The sequence below is a fragment of the Chryseobacterium cucumeris genome, from assembly GCF_001593385.1.
In the GTDB taxonomy this organism is placed as follows: Bacteria; Bacteroidota; Bacteroidia; order Flavobacteriales; family Weeksellaceae; genus Chryseobacterium; species Chryseobacterium cucumeris.
On record NZ_LUVZ01000002.1, the window covers coordinates 1 to 22573 of the forward strand.

General features: G+C 37.1%; 19 protein-coding genes. 13 read left to right on the forward strand and 6 right to left on the reverse strand.

What is annotated here, in order from left to right:
• Positions 1-154 precede the first annotated feature (154 nt).
• The 6 genes from A1704_RS06305 to A1704_RS06330 form a co-directional block, all read right to left on the reverse strand.
• Positions 155-493, reverse strand: a complete 339-nt coding sequence (locus A1704_RS06305) for a hypothetical protein (RefSeq protein ID WP_062671637.1) — start codon at positions 491-493, stop codon at positions 155-157.
• A gap of 67 nt (positions 494-560) precedes the next feature.
• A complete protein-coding gene (locus A1704_RS06310) occupies positions 561-1076 on the reverse strand; it encodes a hypothetical protein (RefSeq protein ID WP_062671639.1) in 516 nt (171 codons plus the stop codon).
• 11 nt (positions 1077-1087) lie between these two features.
• Positions 1088-4789 carry a TNT domain-containing protein gene (locus A1704_RS06315; protein ID WP_062671641.1) on the reverse strand — a complete coding sequence of 1234 codons (3702 nt, stop codon included), beginning with the start codon at positions 4787-4789 and terminating at the stop codon, positions 1088-1090.
• Positions 4790-4813: 24 nt separating this feature from the next.
• On the reverse strand, positions 4814-6268 hold the full coding sequence (locus tag A1704_RS24840) for an ATP-binding protein (protein ID WP_062671643.1): 1455 nt from the start codon (positions 6266-6268) through the stop codon (positions 4814-4816).
• Positions 6269-6376: 108 nt separating this feature from the next.
• Positions 6377-7816 (reverse strand): contractile injection system tape measure protein, encoded by a 1440-nt coding sequence (locus tag A1704_RS06325; RefSeq protein WP_062671645.1) that lies wholly within the window; start codon positions 7814-7816, stop codon positions 6377-6379.
• Positions 7817-7862: 46 nt separating this feature from the next.
• Complete coding sequence (locus tag A1704_RS06330) at positions 7863-8183, reverse strand: hypothetical protein (RefSeq protein ID WP_062671646.1); 321 nt, start codon at positions 8181-8183, stop codon at positions 7863-7865.
• A gap of 571 nt (positions 8184-8754) precedes the next feature.
• On the opposite strand from A1704_RS06330, the gene A1704_RS06335 reads away from it, so the two are divergent.
• The 13 genes from A1704_RS06335 (at position 8755) to A1704_RS06390 (ending at position 22553) form a co-directional block, all read left to right on the forward strand.
• Positions 8755-9339, forward strand: a complete 585-nt coding sequence (locus tag A1704_RS06335) for a DUF4255 domain-containing protein (protein WP_062671648.1) — start codon at positions 8755-8757, stop codon at positions 9337-9339.
• 56 nt (positions 9340-9395) lie between these two features.
• A complete protein-coding gene (locus A1704_RS06340) occupies positions 9396-11114 on the forward strand; it encodes a phage tail sheath family protein (RefSeq protein WP_062671650.1) in 1719 nt (572 codons plus the stop codon).
• 86 nt (positions 11115-11200) lie between these two features.
• Positions 11201-12922, forward strand: coding sequence for a phage tail sheath family protein (locus A1704_RS24885; RefSeq protein ID WP_062671652.1), 1722 nt, complete (start codon positions 11201-11203; stop codon positions 12920-12922).
• Positions 12923-12958: 36 nt separating this feature from the next.
• Positions 12959-13390, forward strand: a complete 432-nt coding sequence (locus A1704_RS06350) for a phage tail protein (protein ID WP_034699490.1) — start codon at positions 12959-12961, stop codon at positions 13388-13390.
• 23 nt (positions 13391-13413) lie between these two features.
• Positions 13414-14787, forward strand: a complete 1374-nt coding sequence (locus A1704_RS06355) for a phage tail sheath family protein (protein ID WP_062671653.1) — start codon at positions 13414-13416, stop codon at positions 14785-14787.
• 34 nt (positions 14788-14821) lie between these two features.
• Entirely contained in the window at positions 14822-15253 is a 432-nt protein-coding gene (locus tag A1704_RS06360) for a phage tail protein (RefSeq protein WP_034699490.1), read from the forward strand.
• A gap of 2 nt (positions 15254-15255) precedes the next feature.
• Positions 15256-15723 carry a phage tail protein gene (locus tag A1704_RS06365; RefSeq protein WP_047388278.1) on the forward strand — a complete coding sequence of 156 codons (468 nt, stop codon included), beginning with the start codon at positions 15256-15258 and terminating at the stop codon, positions 15721-15723.
• Between the two features lie 202 nt (positions 15724-15925).
• The gene (locus A1704_RS24720) at positions 15926-16087 is read left to right on the forward strand and encodes a DUF5908 family protein (protein WP_167348777.1); all 162 of its coding nucleotides are present in this window, start codon (positions 15926-15928) and stop codon (positions 16085-16087) included.
• Positions 16087-16806, forward strand: coding sequence for a CIS tube protein (locus A1704_RS06370; RefSeq protein ID WP_062671655.1), 720 nt, complete (start codon positions 16087-16089; stop codon positions 16804-16806). Before A1704_RS24720 ends, A1704_RS06370 begins: the two co-directional genes overlap by 1 nt.
• Before the next feature lies 1 nt (position 16807).
• Positions 16808-18553 carry a type VI secretion system tip protein VgrG gene (gene vgrG / locus A1704_RS06375; RefSeq protein WP_062671657.1) on the forward strand — a complete coding sequence of 582 codons (1746 nt, stop codon included), beginning with the start codon at positions 16808-16810 and terminating at the stop codon, positions 18551-18553.
• Between the two features lie 5 nt (positions 18554-18558).
• Positions 18559-18849 (forward strand): PAAR domain-containing protein, encoded by a 291-nt coding sequence (locus tag A1704_RS06380; protein ID WP_034699500.1) that lies wholly within the window; start codon positions 18559-18561, stop codon positions 18847-18849.
• A gap of 153 nt (positions 18850-19002) precedes the next feature.
• The gene (locus tag A1704_RS06385) at positions 19003-19413 is read left to right on the forward strand and encodes a GPW/gp25 family protein (RefSeq protein ID WP_062671659.1); all 411 of its coding nucleotides are present in this window, start codon (positions 19003-19005) and stop codon (positions 19411-19413) included.
• Positions 19414-19502: 89 nt separating this feature from the next.
• The gene (locus tag A1704_RS06390) at positions 19503-22553 is read left to right on the forward strand and encodes a baseplate J/gp47 family protein (RefSeq protein WP_062671661.1); all 3051 of its coding nucleotides are present in this window, start codon (positions 19503-19505) and stop codon (positions 22551-22553) included.
• Positions 22554-22573: the final 20 nt, after the last annotated feature.

Sequence of the window (22573 nt, forward strand, 5' to 3'; positions counted from 1 at the left end):
TGTTGTGCTAATTCAAGTACGCCTAGCTTGTTTTTGATAATTTTTTGTTGTGTTGTCATAATACTTAATCTGTTTTAAAGTTATTTAATTTGATTATAACTGTCAGATTAAGTATTGACTAATTCAAATAATCTGCTCTGATTGTATTTTTTACTTATTGATAAATGCCTTCTAAAAACAGCATATACCTTCCGGGTTGAAATTCTCCATATGAAAACAGACAGATCACATCATTCTTTTTCAGATAATGAACTTCTAATCCTTCTTCAGATACGTATTTTTCAATAAAAGTATTTTTTACATTAAATTGACTTTCTTTGACGATGGTTTCAAAGCTTTCATCATCTATTTCTTTTTTTAAATCTCTTAACGGACTGTTGTAAAAATCAATCAATTTGATTTTCTGATTTTCAATTTCAAAAATTTCTTTTAGACATTCTTGTTCATCGCCATCAAATAATTTTTGCCTGGTTATATCGTTTTTTCTGATCATATTTTTTTAGTTTAGATTTAATATAATAATTTACTAAAGGATATGTTCTTTAAGCCTCAATTTAAAATTATTGTGCTTCTGAAATCAATTTTTCTATTAACTTCCAATCTACATTTTCATCAAAATGATCCCAGTCTGAAATTTGGTTTGGTCTGTTTTCAGGGGGTAACGGAGATACATAAAATATACATCGGTAAGCAGTTTCCCTAATATTAACTTCAGTATTTTTATTTTCGAGAATTGAATAAAGGGTTTTCATAACTGATGCTTTATTCTGTTTACGATATGTGTTTGCCCAACTGATCAGGGCATCTGATCGTACGTCGTCATCTTTATCATAAGAAAACATTTCCCATGCTTTATCTCTAAATTCGTCCATTCCCCAATAAAAGCACAAAACTCTGATGGATGCACTGCGTGCTTGCTCGTTGGGATCGTCGCATATTTTTACAATAGTATTCTTTAACTGGTTTTTTTCCTGAGGTGTCCAAGAATATTTTTTTCCGCAATCTATTAACAAATCATATAATTCGTTTCCGTCTGATTCATTTTCAAGTAATTGCTGCATTTCTTTTACATTCATGATATTTGTAATTAATTTTTTATTGTTTTATTTATTTCTTCTTTTAATTTACTTAAATCTTTTAGTAAATCTTCAAATTCCTGATAGTTTAATGGATTTTTAGACATCTGGCTTTTTAAAGCTTTCGTAGCATTTATAATACTGTTCATTGCTTGTTCATTTTCAGCCAGATGATCATAAGGAATTCCATTTGAATCTAAAATTTGCTCTCCTCTTTTCTCCTTAATTACAGCAGCTAAATCATCTGGTGTTAGATTTTTTTTAATACTGTTCCGAGCTTTTTCAAGCTTTCTCTTTAAATCCTGCAAATGATGAGAAAAATCCAAATCTCTCCATTTCTTTAAGAAATTATTTCTATAGTTCTGCCAATCAATTACTCTTTGCAGTTCTTCGGGAGTAAGCGGAGGCTTGTTTTTTCCTGTTGAAGTCAATTGGTCCTCTGGATATCCTGTGGTTTTTATTTTTTCAACCTGAACTACCTCTTCCTTGCTATTGATTGGTGTACTTTCTTCTCCTAAGTCTTTAATTCCTGATGTATGTTCACCTTCTGTAATAACTTTTGACTCAGCTAAAGTAGTGTTTTTTGATGTTTTAGCGATAGGTTTTATATATCCTTCTTTTATTAAATCATTGATAGATACCGGAAGTTCATATTGAATACCTCCGCCTTTTTCTCCAAACCAAGGAATGATTTCCCCTTCACTGACTAGAGGTATGTCTTTCAGAACTTTATACCTTGTATATGGTTTACTATCTGTCCCTTTAGATAAAGCTCTGTCTGTATAAGGAGTACCATCTTTTCCTGCAAAGGTTCCTTTATCCTGGAAAACTCCATTTTCATCGATCCATCCGCCGTATCTGTCAAAAATAGTTCCTTCTTTTAAGGTAACCTCTATGGTACTTGTTGCCCCACGGTTCGGAGGCCAGTTTTCATTGAGATTCTTATCCGTAAATAATTGTTCTAATTGTTTCCAGTTTTTATTTTTAAATAAATTATAAGCCTGTTTTGCGATTTCATCAGATGGGAAACCGGTTTCAACGGATTTCATGAACTGATTAAAATCGGGTTGTTTATAAGTATTCTCCAGAGCGTGTACTGCCGGTTTATTGGTGGCTGTATTTTTAGGTATTTTTCCGCCCGTTAAATTCTCAGGCGTATCAATAAACTCACTATGCTGCTCCGGATTGTAAGGTTTTTTTGAGGTTTGCCTTTTTACCTTTGGCAGTTTCTCTAATTCTCCTCCTTTTAAGTTTTTACTGCTTAGCATGACCAATCCTGCAGTTAATGTCAGCTGTCCTAAAATTTTAACAATCGCATCTATTTTTTCTGCAGTAGTTAAGTTTTTATTATCATGGATATCTTGTATGCTTTCCAAGCCATCAACTGTAATCATCACTGCAGCAGTGCCATTAAGGGCAAAATCAGTTAAAATGATATACTGCATCCCTGTTGATGATAATTTTATAATAGAGGAAGCCTTAGCGATGCTGGACAATGAGCCTGCCATTCCTAAAAAGCTGGAAGCTATCATAATGACATCTAAAGTCAGGGTTTCATTGGTCAATGTTCCTTTTTGTACTTTATCAATAATGCTGGCAGTTCCGGAAGTGGCACCTGTGGCACCTGCAGCTATAAATAAGTAAGGAGCAATAGGTGCTGCCGGCGTAAATGAAGCAACCAATCCTGCTACTGCGAAACCTAAAGAAGCCCAACCCGCTCCCGTAGAAAGCGATTCCATGAACGATGCCCCGTTAGTAGTGAAATTTCCTTTTAGAGTAGGATAACCTAATCTATTGGACGGAATTTCATAAGCCAGAATCCCATCCGGATAGGTGTTTCTGCTGTCAAATTCTTCAAATAAATCTTTTAAATTATTTCCTTCATAAGTACGCTGATGCTGTACACCTGGAGTAAGATCTGTTAATACATAATTGCCCGGATTCTTTTTGCTTTTTCCTATAAACAAATTGAGAGACAAGGTTTCTGTTGTTTCCTCATTGATGGCTACGGCATTAATAGCTAATGCTGTTTGGGGAGCAATGGTATTAAAGCTTTTGTCAATGTTTTTCTTATAGTCTCGTATGTTTTTTAGAGCCTGATAATCATCCTTGGGTAAGATAACCTGTCGGTAAGATGCTTCCTGTCCTGTCAGATTATTATTTTTGTCTAATACCAGACAATGAATGGTATAAACTCCTGTTAGTGAGTTTACAAAAGTAGCTGTTGTCTGAGCCGAATTCATATTCCAGCCATCACGGCCAAAGTATTCTCCTCTTTTATAACCGTAGACATCCGCATTTTTAGCATATTCTACTCCCATTTCTTTTGGAGTATTGATTTCAGCAAACCAGAAATAATGATGATCTTTAGGAATAGGCCGTCCTTTAATCGAATAATACAAACGTGGAATATGATTAGGAGAAACACTTCCAACTTCTTCAGGGTTTTTAGATTCGGATTTAATAAAGAAATTTGGATTGCTTTTCTGCTCTTCAGCTGCTCCTTTCGAAAGATTGAACTCAATAAAAGCTACCTGTTGTCTGAAATCTGAATAATTTTGAATTTTATTATTTTTCAAATCACCCGCTGCCGCCTCTTCAAGGGTCTTAACCTGATATTCTTTGGTATAAGCTCTGAATTCCTTTGTTAGGGTATTTTCTATGATGAAGACAAATGTAAAGTTCCCTGATTGATGGGTATTGATTGAAAACTGGCTGATTGCCGTTCCATCCTGTCTGAATGTTTTAGTGTCCTTTCTAAAAGGGTATTCAAACAGATTATATACTCTGCCGTTATTCCGGATCAATACTTTTCGGACAACTTCCGGAACTTTTGGTTTGTTTCCTTCAGCATACATAACAGGAGTTTCATATTGATAGGTACAATCAAACTCTATAGGTTGTCCTTCTATGGCATACTTTGTCTTAGGCTTAATCCATGATCCTTTACCTGTGACCACAACTTCCTGCAGCAGCTCACCTTCAGGATGTGCCGGCTCTGGCTCCAGCACTGGTTGTGGCTCTTCATAGTTTGCATATAATAACCGGATTGCTTTAAATAAGTCTTTGTTGCCTAATTCTTCATATAAATCCTGTACTAAACCTACTTTTCTTTTAGGTTTGTATGTTGCGTCATAATATTGAATAAGCTCGTATCTTTCTTCATAGGAAAGTTTTTCTAAAGCCATAAAAACTTTATCTTCATCAGTTCCTGCAAAAATCCCCATTGTTCTGTGCTCAAAGGCTTCGTACAGCATTTTTGCACGTTCAGAAACAGGAATTCCAACTTCTTTCCGACTGTTTAAGAAATTCAATGCTTCATTCATTTTCAGCAAGGTTTCCCTATTAAGAGTACCGGAAGTATTAATATTATTTTTGCGTTGAAAGTTGATGATTCCGGTCTTGGTTTCGTTCCAGAAAAGATTCTTATTTTCAGGAGTTTGATGTCCTAATTTATTAAGGGCGTTATGAAGCGTTGAGATATGCTGCCCTTTGTCAAATAATTGAATAACAGAGGCATTTTTTTCTACTTTATTGAATGCTCTGTTTTTAAAAGGTTCATATGTTATTTGGGTACTTTCTGCTTTAGCGAGAGATATTTTGCTGTCCTGATCGGTGATTTGCTCATGCTTATCTTTATCCTCTTTACTATTGGTGTTTTGCTTCCCGGACCTGCCAGCCCTGGGTGCAAATGTCTTTTTGTGTCTGCTCATGTTATTGGTTATTAGATGAGTTTTTTATTCTTGTTTTTGTACAAATGGGCTGAGACGGGATTGATTTTTTCCAAAAGCCTTTTCGTTTTCTATCATTAAATAGGTGCTTATTAATGAATAGGTAATGCAGGTTTCATTACGGTCATGCAGTGCCATCGCTGCATTTTTCATAATGTTTCGGATGTTAGCCCCCGTATAAGTGTATTCTTTGGTCAAATGTTGCAAAAGATCATTACTTTCAAAAGTTATGTTTTTAGGCAAATAATGCTCCCACAGGGCTTTTCTGGTTGTTTCTGTAGGGCGTATTACATTGACGGAAACATCTATACGGCGCTTGAAAGCGTCATCCATATTGTTTTCAAAATTGGAGGCCAGAATTGTTAGTCCGTCAAATTTTTCTATTCGCTGCAATAAATAGGAGACTTCCTGGTTGGCGTAGCGGTCATGGGCATCTTTTACATCAGAACGTTTCCCAAACAAAGCGTCAGCTTCGTCAAAAAATAGCATGCAGTTTTTACCCTGCAGTCTGTTGAATAACACTTCAAGATTTTTCTCCGTTTCACCAATGTATTTGCTCACAACCTGTGAGAGATCTACATGGTACATATCAATACCATAAGTGTTGGCAAGAATTCCGGCAAGCATTGTTTTTCCCGTTCCCGGCGTACCGTAGAATAAAGCAATAAAGCCTGGTTTAAAGCTATGCTCATTGGTTTTGAAAAAGCCGTTTTCCAATGCTTTTATATAATGTCCGATGGGTTTTATCTGTTCACGGACATTATCTTCCAAAATAATATCTTCCATGGTAAGATCAGATTTGTAAAGCCTGCCGGGAAAGTAAGAACCATGATCCAGTTGTGGTTTCTGACCTGATAAGAAATAATTCAGATAAGCGGTATCCAATTCAATTTTTCCATGAATAAATTCTGTTGAAGAACGATTGTAAATAATATCATTTTTCAAGAGTACACTACCATTGACGAGTTGTGCACCATACTGAGACCACAGTGATAAATCTTTACCCGCCAGCAAAAAAAGAGCGGTTTGAAATGTTGGTTTAAAACTGCGGCTGATTCTATCATATTCACCACCTGCTTCAATAGCAAAAGCATTGCTGCTTTCTTCTATCTGTACAAATGTTTTCAGGACGGACGGATAATGAGCCGAAGCAATGCCCAGCGCTAAGATAATTCTGTCCAGAACAGTAAGCTGGTGTTTTTCTATTGTAACAGAATAGGGAGATTGGTCATCTGATTCGGGAGTTTCAGGTATTTCGTAGCCCATATTCAACTCGGTCTCATCTTCCAGAAACAATTCTTTGCATCGTTTTTCAATAAGCGATTGCAGCCATTTCATTTCTTCATTTAAAGAGTTATGATTGACAGGGCTGGCTTGAAATAAAGGATTGGTTATTTCTGTTTTTTCATTAATAGTGGTTTTTATTAATGGTGAATGTTCATGGTTATTAGGAGATTTCATAATCTTATTTTGAATTAATAGGGTTGCAGTGAGGGTATTGCTGATGTAAAATCAGCAACTTCAGAGTATTTGGAAAGCTTTAGAGTATTTAGAAAATGTAACCTGTTATTACCAGTTTACGAATATGAATTTTTTTTGCCAGGGGAGTTTTACGAGACCAATTCCCCAGGAAAGTTTTTCAAGAAGAATATCCTGTGTCTTTCGTTCTACAATAAGAGTATCATCTGAGTCCGTGATGACTAATTTTCCTGTACGCTGGAAGAACTCATTTTGTAGTAATGCAACAGATGATTTTTTCATGGGAGCCCAGTTGTGCTGTACACTTTCTATAACTTTTTTGGCCTGCGATTTATGCTTCCGTGAAAGTTTAATATGTCTGTTAATTGTTTGATGTATGGGAATATTGCACAGGAATTTTTCAAAAATCATGTCATATTCAGGAGCATTTGTTTTTCCGGTGGCAATATAATGCAATACATGGGCACACAATTCCGGATCAATGAGCTGCTGGGTTTTGGCATCCAGGAGTTCACAATGTTCAAACAGAGGTCTGATGAATGGATGGATCAAAATAAGCCCCGCATTTTGAATATATTGTCCCTCGTTCTGATTTACATCTTCCTGAATGATTGCATTTTTTTGCCGAATGGTTTCTATTGAGGTTCCTGCATTTTCAGGTTGACCCGCTGCATTCGTTCTGATGTTTTCAGAAATTTCATTTTCTGTAATAAAAGGGAATATCTTAACTATTGTTTTCCTGTTCTGATGATTGTTTGTTGTTGATAAACCAATCTGTTCTATTGTTGAAATTGCTTGTAAAAGATACTCACGGGGCTGATTATCGGATGTATTCAGATACTCCGATATGACACTGAAGACCAAATTCCATATTGCATTTCTATCCACATGGCTCAGCTTCGATAAACGACGTATTGTACCAGGCTCCAGGTTGATGGTCAGTTTCTTATTTTTCAAAACTGCCAGACATAATTGTGCAATTTGTTCATTGGAAAACTGATTGATAAGTCGGTTTCGGACATTTTCTTTTGATAAAGCAGATATGATACTTTTTTGAAAGCCGGCGACCGAAATAAGGCGATCAAAAACGGCTGGTTCCAAAACAGATATCGCATTGCTCTCCGAACTCCACCAGGGCATCGTTCCTTTTTCTAAAAAATAGATCAATGCTTTGAGCATCTTTTCCTGATGGTCTATCAGATAGGATTTAGCATCACTTTCTGTTACCTGATGGGGAGTTTCAACGGGTTTGGTAATTTCCGACAATTCATCTTTAAAGAGTTCAGCTATTTGACCTTTTAACTCCGTATTTAATGCGCTGCTTGTTACTTCCACATTTAATTCTAAACGGGGAATCTGCAGGGTATGACCAGCCAGCTTATCTTCTAAAGCCTTAATATGTTTTTCTATTTCCGGAAAAACATCAATAGACAAAAAGCTGTTTATATCGTCTTTTATACGAAGAGCCTTTTCCTTGTTGTTGACGGTAATTTCAAGAAAAACTTTCTGAATGATATGATTTTGCTTCACATTAAATAGGTTTAAATGATACAATATTGAGAAACATCGGACAGTTCTACTTTTTGTCGAACTCTCCACCCCAGAAACCTGCAGGACAAAGACTGAATCTTGATCTCTGCTTGGCACTCAATCTGCATCCGCAGCCTCTTACAAATCCATCTTTTGGACCATCTATTACTTCCAGAGTCTCTGGATTAAGCCATTTCATTGCGTTGCAATTGTTACCGTTTTTTAGAGGACATGCATTACAAATTTCTTCCCTTAAAGAGAAAATAGCTTCTTCATTCTGATCTGCCATACCCAATTTGGAACGTAGTTCATTAAAATGACCGCCAATGATTTCATTGCGTTTACTGAAAAGATTTTTAATGTTCATATGATTAATGTTTTTAAAATTATTGGGTCAAAATTAGAAAGAAGAGATCCTATTTTTCGAATTATAAGGCCGCTCTATTCTGTCTTTGCAGTAAAAGACAAAATTATATTCTAAGGATGCAGATTTATACCTTTTGGAAATTACCGGATGCAGAAAAGCTGATCTTTCTCATCAGGAAAGCCTATGTTTTTTGGTGAACTTATACTTTAGAAAATCAATCACCATATTCGAATACGTACCATTCAAAAAATGCGAAACCACTAAAAACAACTATTTCATTAAGGCATAATCTTAGGTTGAAATACAATGGACTTTTTAAACAGAATAAAAGCTCAGTTGGCAGACTGAAATTGACCATCATTAAAGGATAAAAATCTTCAGGTTAGAATTTTATTTTTAAATGTCGTTTTTAACGCATTTATCTTCAGTGAATTAATGGTGTTGTTTTTAGTTTTCTTTGATAAGAATTAAAATCCTATTTACTGCAAAGACTGTATTGAGCGCCCAAAATATTTGTCTTTTGACGGGGGGTGATTGTATGTTTGCACCATAATAATTAAGAACAGAAATTATGATTAATAAAGTATTAACAGTTTTAAAAAATCAGCTAAATGCTCCGGATGGTTTATGGGATCCTAACGTTCCTGGTGAGATTGAAATTGCTATCGTTGATGACATCGCAAAACATGATGAAAACACTGAAGGACTTAGTAACAAAGTAGTAATTAGTCTGCTCAATATTGAGGAAGAATCAACATTGAAAAACAGATCAAGGTATCAGCCGGTTGTAGTGGAAAACAATCCGGTCCGATATGATAAGGAAAGTACTCCTGCCTACTTAAATCTATATGTAATGATTGCTGCCAACAGAAGTACGTACAGCAAATCTTTACTGAGTATTTCAAAAGTTATTGAGATATTTCAGGCTAAGAATGTTCTGGAGTATGTTGACCTTGAGCCTGAAAATAATTTCAGCTTCAGAATTGAACTGCATTCCATTCCCTTTGAACAGCTAAGTTACGTATGGGGCTTATTAGGCGGAAAAATAATGCCTTCCGCTTTATATAAAATCAGTGTGATAAAAATTGCAGCTAAGGAGGTAGTTCCTGTTAAATTAATTAATGACATTAATATACAGAGTATTAAAGTTGATTAATCATAAAAGTAAAAAACTAAAAAACTAAAAACTAATAACCCTTTAAACTTTTGAACATGTTAAATCCAGCAACACCAGGTGTTTCTGTTGAAGAAATTACGAAACTTCCATACTCAGTTGCCTACATAGAAACGGCTATGCCAGTATTTATTGGGTATACCGAATTACTCCCTGTTGGGTATAATGAGCCATTCATCATCCGTTCTCTTTTAGAATATGAGCAATATTTTGGAAAAGCAAAAGAAGAGAATATCCAGCTACAGGATGTAGAAGGCAAAGGAGCAACTATTGTAGCACCTCAGGTACAATTTTTAATGTATTATTCGCTACAAATGTATTTTGCCAATGGCGGAGGACCGTGTTATATCATTTCTGTAGGGGATTATACATCAGTACAAGTACAATTATCCTCATTGGAAGCGGGACTGGCTAAAATCGATCATAAAAAAATTAAAGAACCTATTCTTATTATTTTCCCTGATGCTATTTCGCTTACCAATGAATCTGAGTTTTATAGCATTTACAATCAGGCTATTGATAAAGCTAAAGATGAGACTAAAAACAGATTTGTTATACTGGATACCTATTACGGAAATTCTGTGATCCAATCAGACAATCTTACCACGATTGAATCTTTTAGAAATAAAGTAAACCCAACCAATCATGCAGCCGCTTACTTTCCTCACTTAAAAACCATTTTGAATTATACTTTTGATGAGACTAAAACACCTATAGTACATGCCGGTTTACAAAAAGCAGGACAAGGAAGTGCTCTTTTTTACGCTGGGGAGACTGCTGCTTTAGATGAATTAAAAAGTTTGGCGAGTGCCGAAATCTCAACCGGATCTGCGGATGCTTACGTCCTTGCCGATTTATTAGGGCAGGCTATTGCGATAGCAGAAGAAGTGAATGAAAATGCAGATGCAGGTGATAAAAAAAATGCTTTAACCGTAGCAATTTCTGAGGCACAGATTGTATTAGAAGCCATTTATGACGGAACAATAGATGATTTTATGGTCCCTGATGGCTCAGATGAAAATGCACCTGGTTTCACCGGAGAGTTTACTGATTTAAAAACGGCAATTCTCGGGGTAAAAGACGAAAAAGGAGATGCAGATGGGATTACCCTTAAAAATCTGGAATCATCCAATTCGGCATTATATAATCAGGTGAAAAAAGAAATGCAGTCGTTAAAAGTTGTTTTACCGCCATCATCAGCAATAGCAGGAGTATATGGCAGAATAGACAGCACAAGAGGAGTGTGGAAAGCTCCGGCAAATATCAATATCAGCCACGTTATTACCCCGACAGAAAAAATTTCAGATCAGGAGCAGGCTGCTTTAAATATAGATGCTTTCGGGAAATCCATCAATGCGATCAGAACATTTACAGGAAAAGGTACCTTAATCTGGGGAGCCAGAACGCTTGAAGGAAAAGATAAAAATGATGAAGGGAAAGATAACGAATGGAAGTATGTACATGTACGCCGCTATTATAATATGATCAGACAATCGGTCAACGATGCCCTCAACAAGTTTATGAATGAACCTAATATCCCTCACACATGGTTACGGGCAAAAACAATGCTGGAAAATTTTCTTAACCAGCAATGGATGGAAGGTGCATTGGCAGGAAGTACTCCGAAAGAAGCTTATGAAGTAACAGTGAAAGGAGTAGAAGGAACTACTATAATGAATGTAGACCTTAAAATAGCATTAGTGCGTCCTGCAGAGTTTATTGTACTCAACTTCTCGCACAAATTACAACAGTTCTAGAAAGATAAAATCAATAAATCAATCACGAATAAATACCCGAAGTTTTACTTCGAGGAATAATTAATATTAACGTAAAATTTTTTAAAATGAATTACAAAACCCCTGGAGTTTACGTGGAGGAACAAGGAAAATTTCCCCCTTCCGTAGCGCAAGTTGAAACGGCTATCCCTGCTTTTATTGGGTATACAGCGGATGGACCGAAAAATAAACCAACAAGAATTGCTTCGATGTTGGAGTATGAAGAAATTTTTGGAAAAGCAAACCCTGAAATCTTCGCTGTAGCTTTCAAAGATGGTGTTGCAACAGCAATTCCAACTAAGGTAAGCGACTTTAAAATGTATTATGCCATGCAGATGTATTTTGCCAATGGTGGAGGTCCTTGTTATATTGTTTCTGTAGGAGATTATAAAAGTCCAGAGGCTGTAGGTGCTCCTACACCGGCAGAAGCTTTTTTATCAGGTCTTGAATTACTAAAAAAAGAAGACGAACCTACCCTGATCGTTTTCCCGGATCTTCAAAGTTTAGCTCCTTCTGCTGCTGATGTTGCTGATGCTCAGTCTATTGTTGCTAAAACGGTATATGCTAAAAATATTGCTTCTGCCGCTAAAAGTATTGCAGGTGTGGTTGCAGATGCTGTTGCAGGGGCTAATGTAGACGCTGCAGTTGCGGCTGCAGTTGCTAAGGCAGCTGAGTTTAATGTTGCTAATCCTAACGATTTACAGGTTGCTGGTGCTAAGGGTGGTCAGGCTGTTGTAGCCGCAGTTAAGGTGGCTGCTGCTGTTGCTAATGCTACGGTTGCTACGGTTAAGGCTGCTGCTCAGGCTGTTGCTACTGCTCTTGAAACAGATTTTACTACAGCTTCTACTATGGAGACTGATGCTCTTGCTGCCAGCAGTCTTGTTACTTCCAGAGCGGGTAATTCTGTTGCTATCGGCAAAATCTATGCTTTGTATAATAAGGCTTTAGATCAGGCAGAATTATTAAAAGACAGATTCGTTATTATGGATATTCTTCAAGACGCTGCCGCTTTTAGAGACAAAGTAACTTCTACAGGTCTGAAATATGGTGCGGCTTATTATCCAAAACTGAAGACTGTTTTAAGCTATGATTTCAAAGATGCTGATATTTCAGTTACCGGTGCATCTGGTATCACAACTTTAGCAGAATTGAAGATTGCTAATTCTGAAATGTATAATCAGGCTAAAAAAGCAATTCAGTCTGCGTCAGTAGTACTGGCACCGTCATCTGCAATTGCCGGAGTTTATGCTAAAGTAGACAGTACTTCCGGAGTATGGAAATCACCGGCTAATTTAGGGCTTAGCCTGGTAGATGTACCCGCTGTAAAAATCTCCAACAAAGAACAGGAGCTGCTTAATGTAGATGCTACCTCAGGAAAATCAATCAACGCGATCAGAACTTTTGCAGGAAAAGGAACATTAGTCTGGGGGGCAAGAACATTAGACGGAAACAGCAATGAATGGAGATATGTATCTGTACGTAGATTTTTCAACATGGTAGAAGAGTCTGTGAAGAAAGCTACAGAACGTTTCGTCTTTGAACCGAATACTGCCAATACTTGGACTCGTGTACAGGCTATGATCGAGAATTTCCTTGATCAGCAGTGGAGAGATGGTGCATTAGCAGGAAGCAAGCCGGAAGAAGCTTATTACGTAAGTGTTGGTCTGCACAAAACAATGTCGGCTCAGGATATTTTAGAAGGAAGAATGAACATTGAAATCGGTATGGCTGCAGTTCGTCCTGCTGAATTTATCGTCCTCAATTTTTCACACAAATTACAGGAAGCATAAAATCAATTAAATAACAATTAAAATTAAAAATAAATTATGAGTACATATCCATTAGTAAAGTTTGCCTTTGAAGTAGATTGGGGCGGAACAAAAGTAGGTTTTCAGGAAGTCAGCGGTTTAAATGTTGAAGCAGCTTTAATTGAATACAGACATGGCGCAAGTCCTGACTTCAGTAAAATTAAGATGCCTGGAATGAAAACTTTCAGTAACATCACTTTAAAAAGAGGAACTTTCAAAACTGATAACGAATATTTCGACTGGTTCCAAAGTATTCAGCTAAGTACAGTAGAGCGTAGATCTATCACGATTTCCCTTTTAGATGAAACAGGAGCTCCTGCAGTAACGTGGAAAGTGAAAAATGCATTCCCACTTAAATTGCAATCAACAGACTTGAAAGCTGAAGGGAATGAGGTGGCTATTGAAACACTGGAAATTGCCCACGAAGGATTAACTATTGAAAATAACTAATATTAACTTTAAATTTTTAACAAATGAATTACAAAACACCTGGAGTTTACGTAGAAGAAATTGCGAAATTCCCACCCTCTGTAGCACAAGTAGAAACGGCTATCCCTGCTTTTATCGGACATACGGATAAAGGACCAAGAAATGAACCGACAAGAATCTCTTCTATGTTGGAATATGAAACCATTTTTGGAGGAGCAAAAAATGAAAAAACAGCGATCTCTATTTCGATTGAAGATACTGTGGTAACGGCAAAAGTAGACAACGCCAAACTAAGTCCTTATAAAATGCATTATGCGATGCAAATGTACTTTGCCAATGGTGGAGGCCCATGTTATGTCGTTTCAGTGGCAGATTATGATAAAACTCCTGCCTTAGGAACAGAAACACTTGCCGGCGGTTTATGGTTCGGATTAAAATCATTGGAAAAAGAAGACGAACCAACGCTTATTGTTTTCCCGGATGCTGAAGTTCTAGGAGCAGATGCTTATAAACTTTACAATAAAGCGTTGGATCAGGCAGAAGACTTGAAAGACAGATTCGTTATTATGGATGTTTTTGAAGATGCTGCTGCCTTTAGAGCCGGAGTAAATGCTACAGGATTAAAATATGGAGCTGCATATTATCCAAAATTAGAAACAGTGTTAAGCTATAGCTTTGATGATAAAGACGTTAAAATCGATAGCTATAAAGAAATCAATGCTGCAGGAGCACTTGTAGACGTTACAATGCCTCAGAATGAAAACAATTTAGCGTGGTTGAAATCAAAAAGTTCAGCATTATACAATCAGGCTCAGACAGTCATTGCCTCTAAAAGAGTGGTACTGACTCCATCTTCATCAATGGCTGGGATTTATGCTAAAGTAGACAGTACTTCCGGAGTATGGAAAGCACCTGCCAACTTAGCAATCAGCAATGTACTGGCACCTGTAGCGAAAATTTCTCATGAAGAGCAAGAAGGATTGAACGTAGATGCGGTAGCAGGAAAATCAATCAACGCGATCAGAACTTTTACCGGAAAAGGAACATTAGTCTGGGGAGCAAGAACGTTAGACGGAAACAGTAACGAATGGAAATATGTACCTGTACGTAGATTCTTCAACATGGTAGAAGAGTCTGTGAAGAAAGCTACAGAACGTTTCGTTTTTGAACCGAATACTGCCAATACATGGGTTCGTGTACAGGCGATGATTGAGAATTTCCTTGATCAGCAGTGGAGAGATGGTGCATTAGCAGGAAGCAAGCCGGAAGAAGCTTATTACGTAAGCGTTGGTCTGCACAAAACAATGTCGGCTCAGGATATTTTAGAAGGAAGAATGAACATCGAAATCGGTATGGCTGCAGTACGTCCTGCTGAATTTATCGTGTTACGTTTTTCACACAAATTACAGGAAGCATAAAATCAATTAAATAACAATTAAATATAAAAATATTATGAGTACATATCCATTAGTAAAGTTTGCCTTTGAAGTAGATTGGGGTGGAACAAAAGTAGGATTTCAGGAAGTCAGCGGTTTAAATGTTGAAGCAGCTTTAATTGAATACAGACATGGCGCAAGTCCTGACTTCAGTAAGATTAAGATGCCTGGAATGAAAACTTTCAGTAACATCACTTTAAAAAGAGGAACTTTTAAAACTGATAACGAATATTTCGATTGGTTCCAAAGTATTCAGCTAAGTACAGTAGAGCGTAGATCTATCACGATCTCCCTTCTGGATGAAACAGGAGCTCCTGCAGTAACATGGAAAGTGAAAAATGCATTCCCGCTTAAATTGCAATCAACAGATCTGAAAGCTGAAGGGAATGAGGTGGCTATCGAAACCTTAGAAATTGCACACGAAGGATTAACTATTGAAAATAACTAATCATGGCAGTTTTATATCCTCCAACCAGTTTCTCTTTTATTGTTAACGGGATTTCAACAACAGAGGGTATTGACTCCAGATTTCAATCTATATCTGGTTTATCAACAGAAATTGGAACTGAAGAATATGCCGAAGGAGGCGAAAACAGGTTTACACACCAGCTTCCTTTGAGACCCAAATATCCTAATTTAGTTCTTAAGCGTGGATTAATCGTAAGTTCCGGATTGATAAGCTGGTGTAGAAATGCGATGGAAAACTTCCAGTTTGAACCCAGAGACCTGATCATTACTCTTTCAGGCGGGATTCAGTCTACAGCACCCCTAATGGTTTGGAATGTAGTGGGAGCATACCCCGTAAGATGGGAAGTATCCGAATTCAACGCAGAAGAAAGCAAACTTGCTATTGAAACAATAGAACTGAAATATAGATATTTCACAATACCCTCATCGTTAGCAAGCTTAGGCTTGTAATTTCTAAATCAAATCTAAGCACTTGAACGTGTGTTAGTTTAAAGATAAATTTTACCCAAATCTTTTTTCATAAAAAAACAACAGATTGGTCTATAACAGAGACTGAACACACCCTTCATGTGCTTGGATTTTTTTAAATAAACATGTTAAATCATTGGTTATTAGTGTTTTGAATATTAATGATCATTAAAAAACAAACGAAATGCCAATAGAAATAAAAGAGCTTCACATTAAAATAAATGTGGACGAAAAAGCAGAAGCAACTACAACTGCCACATCGGTAGATGAAGCACAGCTCATGCGCGCCATCAGCGAAAGTGTAGAACAGGCAGCAAAGATAGAACACCGTAAAAAAGAAAGATAATGAGAGGAGCAATTCAAAAACTAACAATCGGAACCTACGAAAACTCTGATTATGATAAAAGAATTCAGAGCGGTGCTTTTAAAGCTTTTATCAATCCGACAGGTTTTTCCATGACCTATAAAACGAAATATAATAAAGACCAGGCAGATGGTAACTCTAAACCTAATTTAGGATATACCTCATCAGCTTCACCTGATTTGCAATTAGAATTTCTATTTGATGGGACAGGAGTTACGGAAGCAAATTCCGGTATTAAACTGATCAATAAAATTAAAGGAAAATCTTTTGCAAAAACAGCTGTAACAAAACAGATTGAAGATTTTTATAAGGCGACAGGTGAGCTCGAAGGCTCTATTCATAAACCCTATAATGTTATTCTTAACTGGGGTAGTTTTGAATTTAAAGGGGTACTTTCTGAATTAACGTTAGAATATAAGCTATTTGACAATGAAGGCCAGCCCTTAAGAGCTATAGGAAAGGCAACGTTCAGTGAATCAACAAGTCCGAAACTTGCCGGTAAAATTGAAAATCTGCAATCTCCGGATCTTACCCATAAAAGAACGGTACAGGCAGAAGATACACTACCATTAATGACCGAAAGAATTTACGGAGATTCCAAATATTATCTGGAAGTAGCTAAAATAAATAATCTTGTCAACTTCAGACAGTTAAAACCAGGCCAGGAATTATTCTTTCCGCCGTTAGAAAAAGTTTCATAACATGAATAATAGCGGATACATACAAACAGCAAAAAATCCAGATTTAGTTACCTATAAGGTGATGTCTGGAGGCACAGAACTGCCGGGGAAGTACGGGGTGAAAAGCATTATCGTGGAAAAAGAATTCAACAGAATTCCTTATGCCCGGATTGTTATTTTAGACGGAAGTGTACCGGAGCAGGATTTCAAGCTCAGTAATGAAGATCTGTTAATTCCCGGAAAAGAAATTGAGATCACCGCTGGATACCATTCTGAAGAGGAAACCATTTTTAAAGGAGTTGTCGTAAAGCACAATATCAAAATCAGAAACGGTTCTTCTTATCTGATTGTAGAATGCAGAGATAAGGCTGTAAAAATGACCTTAGGAAGAAAAAGCAAATATTTCTACGAAAGTACAGACAGTGATGTTATTGAAGAATTGGTAGGTAATAACGGACTTACTGCCGATGTTGAAACGACTTCCAATTCACATAAGGAATTGGTTCAGTACCAGGCTTCCGATTGGGATTTTATGCTTACCAGAGCGCAGGCCAACGGTAAACTTTGCTCTGTTGAAGACGGAACTATCAAAATCGCTAAACCTGATTTTAGTGGTGAAGCCGTAGAAACAGTGGTTTACGGATCATCTGTACATGAATTTGACGGAGAAATTGATGCCAGAGACCAGTTCAACAAGATTACAGCCAAAACATGGAGCTATACCGATCAGGAACTGACTGAAGTGGAAGCTCAGGATCCTGCTGTCAACCTCAACGGAAATCTTTCATCAGGTGATTTAGCAGATGTTTTCGGAATCGAAGACCTGCAGCTTAAACATGGTGGAAACCTCACTCAGGGAGAACTGCAGGAATGGGGTGATGCCAAAGCAACCTTCCAGCAATTAGCCAAAACAAGAGGAAGAGTAAAATTCCAGGGAATTCCATCTGTGAAACCGGGAGTTACTTTGACACTGCAAGGCGTTGGAAACCGATTCAACGGAAAAATATACGTAACCGGTGTCCGCCATGAAATTGCTGAAGGAAACTGGCTGGTAGACGCTCAGTTCGGACTTTCTCCAACATGGTTCTCAGAAACCTATGATGTAAGTGAAATGCCAGGTTCAGGAATTATTCCTGCCATAAGCGGATTGCATGTAGGAGTAGTGTCTCAATTGGAATCAGATCCGGACGGAGAAGATAGAATTTTAGTACAGATTCCTATCATTAATAACGAAGAAGAAGGGATTTGGGCAAGAATAGCCACCCTTGATGCAGGAGAAAACAGAGGATCATTCTTCAGACCGGAAATCGGAGACGAAGTCATTATCGGATTTATTAATGATGATCCCAATGATGCTGTGGTACTTGGAATGCTGAACAGTAGTGCAAAACCTGCTCCCATTGTAGCTTCTGATGATAACCATGAAAAAGGATTTGTGACCCGAAGCAAAATGAAAATGATCTTTAATGATGACAAAATTTCATATACGCTCGAAACCCCAAAAGGCAAAAAAGTGATTGTAGATGAAGATGCAGATGTTATTAAAATAGAAGACGAACATTCTAATATTCTTACCCTTAACAAAGATGGTATTAGTATGGAAAGCGGGAAAGACATCAAGATCAAAGCAAAGGGTGATATCAATATGGAAGGAACGAATATCAATGTAAAAGCAAGCGCTCAGTTCAAAGCAGAAGGAAGTTCTGGTTCAGAGCTTAAATCAGGAGCAGTAACCGTAGTAAAAGGATCTCAAGTTAAAATTAATTAATAATCATGAAACCGGCAGCAAGAATTACAGATATGCATACCTGTCCTATGGTAACAGGAACAGTTCCCCATGTAGGAGGTCCTATTATTCCGGCAGGAGAACCCACGGTACTTATCGGCGGAATGCCTGCAGCAAGACAAGGAGATAAAGCAGTATGTACAGGGCCACCGGACACCATTGCGTCAGGATCTTCAAGCGTATTGATAGGCGGAAAACCTGCCGCCAGAATGGGAGATTCTACCGCTCATGGAGGGGTAATAACCGCAGGTGATGCTACTGTTTTAATAGGCGGATAATAGGGAAGACAGCTTTAATGCCATCATAAGCTCCCATATACATAGAATCCGACTCAACATAAAAATGTAAAACATCAATAATAAAACGGTTAGAATAACCAAAAACTCTATGCACAGATGCAGGATGTGAACATTCAATATAACAAATAACGTATGAAAATAAATACAGATTTTTTAGGAACAGGCTGGAGTTTTCCGCCTGAGTTTAACGAGACTGAAGGAAAACTGGTCATGACCAAAGATGTAGAAGACATCAATAACAGCCTTAAGATTTTATTGTCAACACGCCCTGGTGAACGTGTCATGTTCCCAAATTACGGGTGTGACTTGCAGGAAATGCTCTTTAAACCTCTGGACTTAACGCTGATTACCCAAATGAAAGGAATCGTTGAGCGTGCTATTTTATATCATGAGCCCAGAATCAATATTCTAAGTATTGAAATTGATACTCAGGAAGAACTTCAGGGTGAAGTTTTAATACAAGTTGACTACGAAGTAAGAAATACTAATACAAGAAGCAATATGGTTTTCCCTTTTTACAAAGGAGAAGCTACCGAAATATAATGAATTACGGGATGTCTGTAGCCATTTTGAATACTACCAAACACTACAATAAGTATTGCATCTGACCATAGAAAGATAAATATAAACAAATGAAAAAAACAGATACATTTTCACATTATCGTGAAGGAAAATCACAAATGCAGCGCTTTTTAGCAGAACTAGATCCTGGGAATCTTGAGTTACACGATTTCGATTTGTTTGACTGGCTATTATTCGCAAACAATTTTGCTCAACATGTAAACTATTTTGACAAAGATGATAATACAAAACCCAAAGGAAAGTGGGGAAACTTCTTTCTGGGTGATGATGCCGATCCTATCCCGCGTAGAGAAAGCGTTGAGTATAAAAGTATGAAAAAACAGGTTACAGATCTTATGTCCCAGTTTGAACAGGATAGCAGCCTGACACCTCACCTGACTTTATTTGTTTGCTTTTTAAAATTATTGGATTTCTCAAAAAAAGCCTTCAATAATCTGACGAAAAGGCACCTGGATTTCTATTATAATGAAATTCTTCAAATTGAGAAAAATGATGCCAAATCAGACAAAGTTTATGTGATTTTTGAACTCGCCAAAAAAGCGATTCAGGAAAAAATTCCAGCCGGTACATTACTGGATGGGAATAAAGATGCTAATGGCAAAAAACGAATTTACAAAACAGGTGATGAACTTATAGCCAATCAGGCAAAAGTAGTTGAGATCAAAAGTTTTTTAAATGACGTGGAAAACAGAGAACTGAAAATGGCTCCCGTAGCCAACTCTGCTGACGGATTGGGTGATAAATTGCCGGAAAACAACAATTATTGGTGGCCGTTTGGATATAATTCTGATGAAACCGTTTCCAATAAATCTATTTATAAGGAACTTCCAAAAGCCAAACTGGGTTTTTCCATAGCATCCTCATTACTTGATTTAAAAGAAGGAGAGCGTACCATTACTCTTAAGATTGATTTTAATAAGAACTCAACCCAGAAATTACAAAGCCTTTCAAAAACAGAGATTAAAAATAATATCAAAGTGCTTTGCAGCGGAGAGAAAGAATGGTTATCAGGTGCTGATTTAACATGTATTAAAAACGAAGAAGAAAGATTAGAACTTTCTATTACATTACAAAAAGAGTTCCCGGCTGTTGTTAAATACAATAAAGAAGTGCTGGCAGAAACATTTCAAACCAGCTTTCCTGTAGTAAGATTGATGATTGAAGGAGAAAAATACTATGATGTGTATGAAGCTCTTTCAGAAAAATCAATAAAGAACATCGAAATAGCAGTTGATGTAAAGGGAGTAAAATCTATTCAGCTAGAAAATGACAATGGGGCGTTAAATTCAGAAAAGCCTTATTATCCTTTCACCGCACAACCTGTTAAAGGATCTAATTTCTATATCAAATGTCCTGAACTGTTTTCCAAAAAATGGCAAAATGCAGACATCACGATCAATTGGAAGAATGCTCCGGATTCTATAAAAGATTTATACAGCGGATATGTTATTCAGCCAAATCAAAATATCAGCTTGACTGATTTTGAGGCCTTAAAAAGCTCCTCAATCGTAGGTTCTGACGCTTATTTTAAAGCAGATGTTGCCTTGCTGGATAAGGAAATCTGGTATGAAAAGGCTAATGATATTGATGTATTCACGAAAGTAAAAGACGCTTATAAAATCCAGTTTTCCGTAAATAATGCAAGTAATAAAGCCGGAACAAGTGAGACGATCAGAGTAACGCTGAACCAGTCGTCATTACAGGATGTATACCCTAAACTGTATACATTGGCATTATCAAGTAATCCGAGCTTTAAAAAACTTATTCCTAACGAGCCATATATTCCTTTTGCTGAAGATATAGAGCTGAATTACAGCGCGAAAGAAAATGTGTACTCGTATCTGGAAAAAGAATCTGCCGGAGAAGCTTCAAAAAATAAAGAAGTACAGCTGTATCACGAAGACGTGTTCGGTCAATACGAAAAGGAAGTCGAAACCAAAAGCATTGTACCGGTACACCAAAACGGAGGTGAATTGTACATCGGTCTGGAAGCAATGCCCCAGACTACCGTGTCTCTATTAATTCAAATGCTGGAAGGAAGTGAAAACCCTCTGGTGGATACTTTCCTTGAAAAAGAATTTATAGAATGGAATATCCTTTCAAACAATACATGGAAAAGTTTGTCGGATTATATGCTGCAAAACGAGCCCAGAAAGTTCCTGGAATCAGGGATTGTCAAGTTTAAGGTACCTAAAGATATCGATAAAAGCCATACAAGATTTACCGATGGATTAGTCTGGATCAGAGCCAGATCACAAAGAAGTTATGATGCCGTATGCAAAATCCAGGGGATCTACACTCAGGCTGTTTTAGCAACCTTCGAGAATCAGGATAATGACCTGTCTCATCTCAATAACGGACTGGAAGCGAAAACCATTACTAAGCTTATCACCAGAGTTCCTCAGGTAAAATCTGTCAGCCAGCCTTATAACTCGTTTGATGGTAAATACAAGGAAACAGATACGGAGTTTTACAGACGGGTAAGTGAACGATTAAGACATAAGCACAGAGCCATTACCCAATGGGATTACGAACATTTGGTATTGCAGGAATTCCCGGAAGTCTTTAAGGTAAAATGTTTAAATCATACTTCCGAAGATTCATATATGGCGCCGGGCCATGTGACCCTGATGGTGGTTCCGAATATTAAAAATAAAAATGCTTTTGATGTCTATCAGCCGAGAGTAAGCCGTGCTTCATTGAATAAAATTCAAAATTATGTAAATGAATTAAATACAATGCACGTGAAAGCTCAGGTCATTAATCCCAATTATAAAGAAGCAAAAGTAGAAACAAAGGTCAGGTTCTTTGAGGAGTATGATGAAGCATTTTACATCAAACAGCTGGACGAAGATATTAAAAAATATATATCGCCATGGGCTTTTACAGACTCTGAAAATATTGATTTTAATGTAGAACTGAATATTAATCAGTTGGTTAATTATCTGGAGCAGTTGTATTATGTGGATTACATTGATGAGATTAAAATATTTGTGAATAATGTCCTGCAAAGACAATCTTTAATTGAAGTTGATCCAAAATCAATTCTGGTATCTGCCAAGCAGCACAATGTCACGATTACAGAACAGGTATGTATTTAATAATAAACAAGAAGAAACAT

What these genes read in the sequence shown, in the direction of transcription:
- A1704_RS06340 (WP_062671650.1), top strand. Translation starts at nt 9,396, where the DNA reads ATGTTAAATCCAGCAACACCAGGTGTTTCTGTTGAAGAAATTACGAAA.
- A1704_RS06315 (WP_062671641.1), bottom strand. Translation starts at nt 4,789, where the DNA reads ATGAGCAGACACAAAAAGACATTTGCACCCAGGGCTGGCAGGTCCGGG.
- vgrG (WP_062671657.1), top strand. Translation starts at nt 16,808, where the DNA reads ATGAATAATAGCGGATACATACAAACAGCAAAAAATCCAGATTTAGTT.
- A1704_RS06350 (WP_034699490.1), top strand. Translation starts at nt 12,959, where the DNA reads ATGAGTACATATCCATTAGTAAAGTTTGCCTTTGAAGTAGATTGGGGC.
- A1704_RS06370 (WP_062671655.1), top strand. Translation starts at nt 16,087, where the DNA reads ATGAGAGGAGCAATTCAAAAACTAACAATCGGAACCTACGAAAACTCT.
- A1704_RS06385 (WP_062671659.1), top strand. Translation starts at nt 19,003, where the DNA reads ATGAAAATAAATACAGATTTTTTAGGAACAGGCTGGAGTTTTCCGCCT.
- A1704_RS06305 (WP_062671637.1), bottom strand. Translation starts at nt 493, where the DNA reads ATGATCAGAAAAAACGATATAACCAGGCAAAAATTATTTGATGGCGAT.
- A1704_RS06360 (WP_034699490.1), top strand. Translation starts at nt 14,822, where the DNA reads ATGAGTACATATCCATTAGTAAAGTTTGCCTTTGAAGTAGATTGGGGT.
- A1704_RS06355 (WP_062671653.1), top strand. Translation starts at nt 13,414, where the DNA reads ATGAATTACAAAACACCTGGAGTTTACGTAGAAGAAATTGCGAAATTC.
- A1704_RS24885 (WP_062671652.1), top strand. Translation starts at nt 11,201, where the DNA reads ATGAATTACAAAACCCCTGGAGTTTACGTGGAGGAACAAGGAAAATTT.
- A1704_RS24720 (WP_167348777.1), top strand. Translation starts at nt 15,926, where the DNA reads ATGCCAATAGAAATAAAAGAGCTTCACATTAAAATAAATGTGGACGAA.
- A1704_RS06335 (WP_062671648.1), top strand. Translation starts at nt 8,755, where the DNA reads ATGATTAATAAAGTATTAACAGTTTTAAAAAATCAGCTAAATGCTCCG.
- A1704_RS06390 (WP_062671661.1), top strand. Translation starts at nt 19,503, where the DNA reads ATGAAAAAAACAGATACATTTTCACATTATCGTGAAGGAAAATCACAA.
- A1704_RS06330 (WP_062671646.1), bottom strand. Translation starts at nt 8,183, where the DNA reads ATGAACATTAAAAATCTTTTCAGTAAACGCAATGAAATCATTGGCGGT.
- A1704_RS24840 (WP_062671643.1), bottom strand. Translation starts at nt 6,268, where the DNA reads ATGAAATCTCCTAATAACCATGAACATTCACCATTAATAAAAACCACT.
- A1704_RS06310 (WP_062671639.1), bottom strand. Translation starts at nt 1,076, where the DNA reads ATGAATGTAAAAGAAATGCAGCAATTACTTGAAAATGAATCAGACGGA.
- A1704_RS06365 (WP_047388278.1), top strand. Translation starts at nt 15,256, where the DNA reads ATGGCAGTTTTATATCCTCCAACCAGTTTCTCTTTTATTGTTAACGGG.
- A1704_RS06380 (WP_034699500.1), top strand. Translation starts at nt 18,559, where the DNA reads ATGAAACCGGCAGCAAGAATTACAGATATGCATACCTGTCCTATGGTA.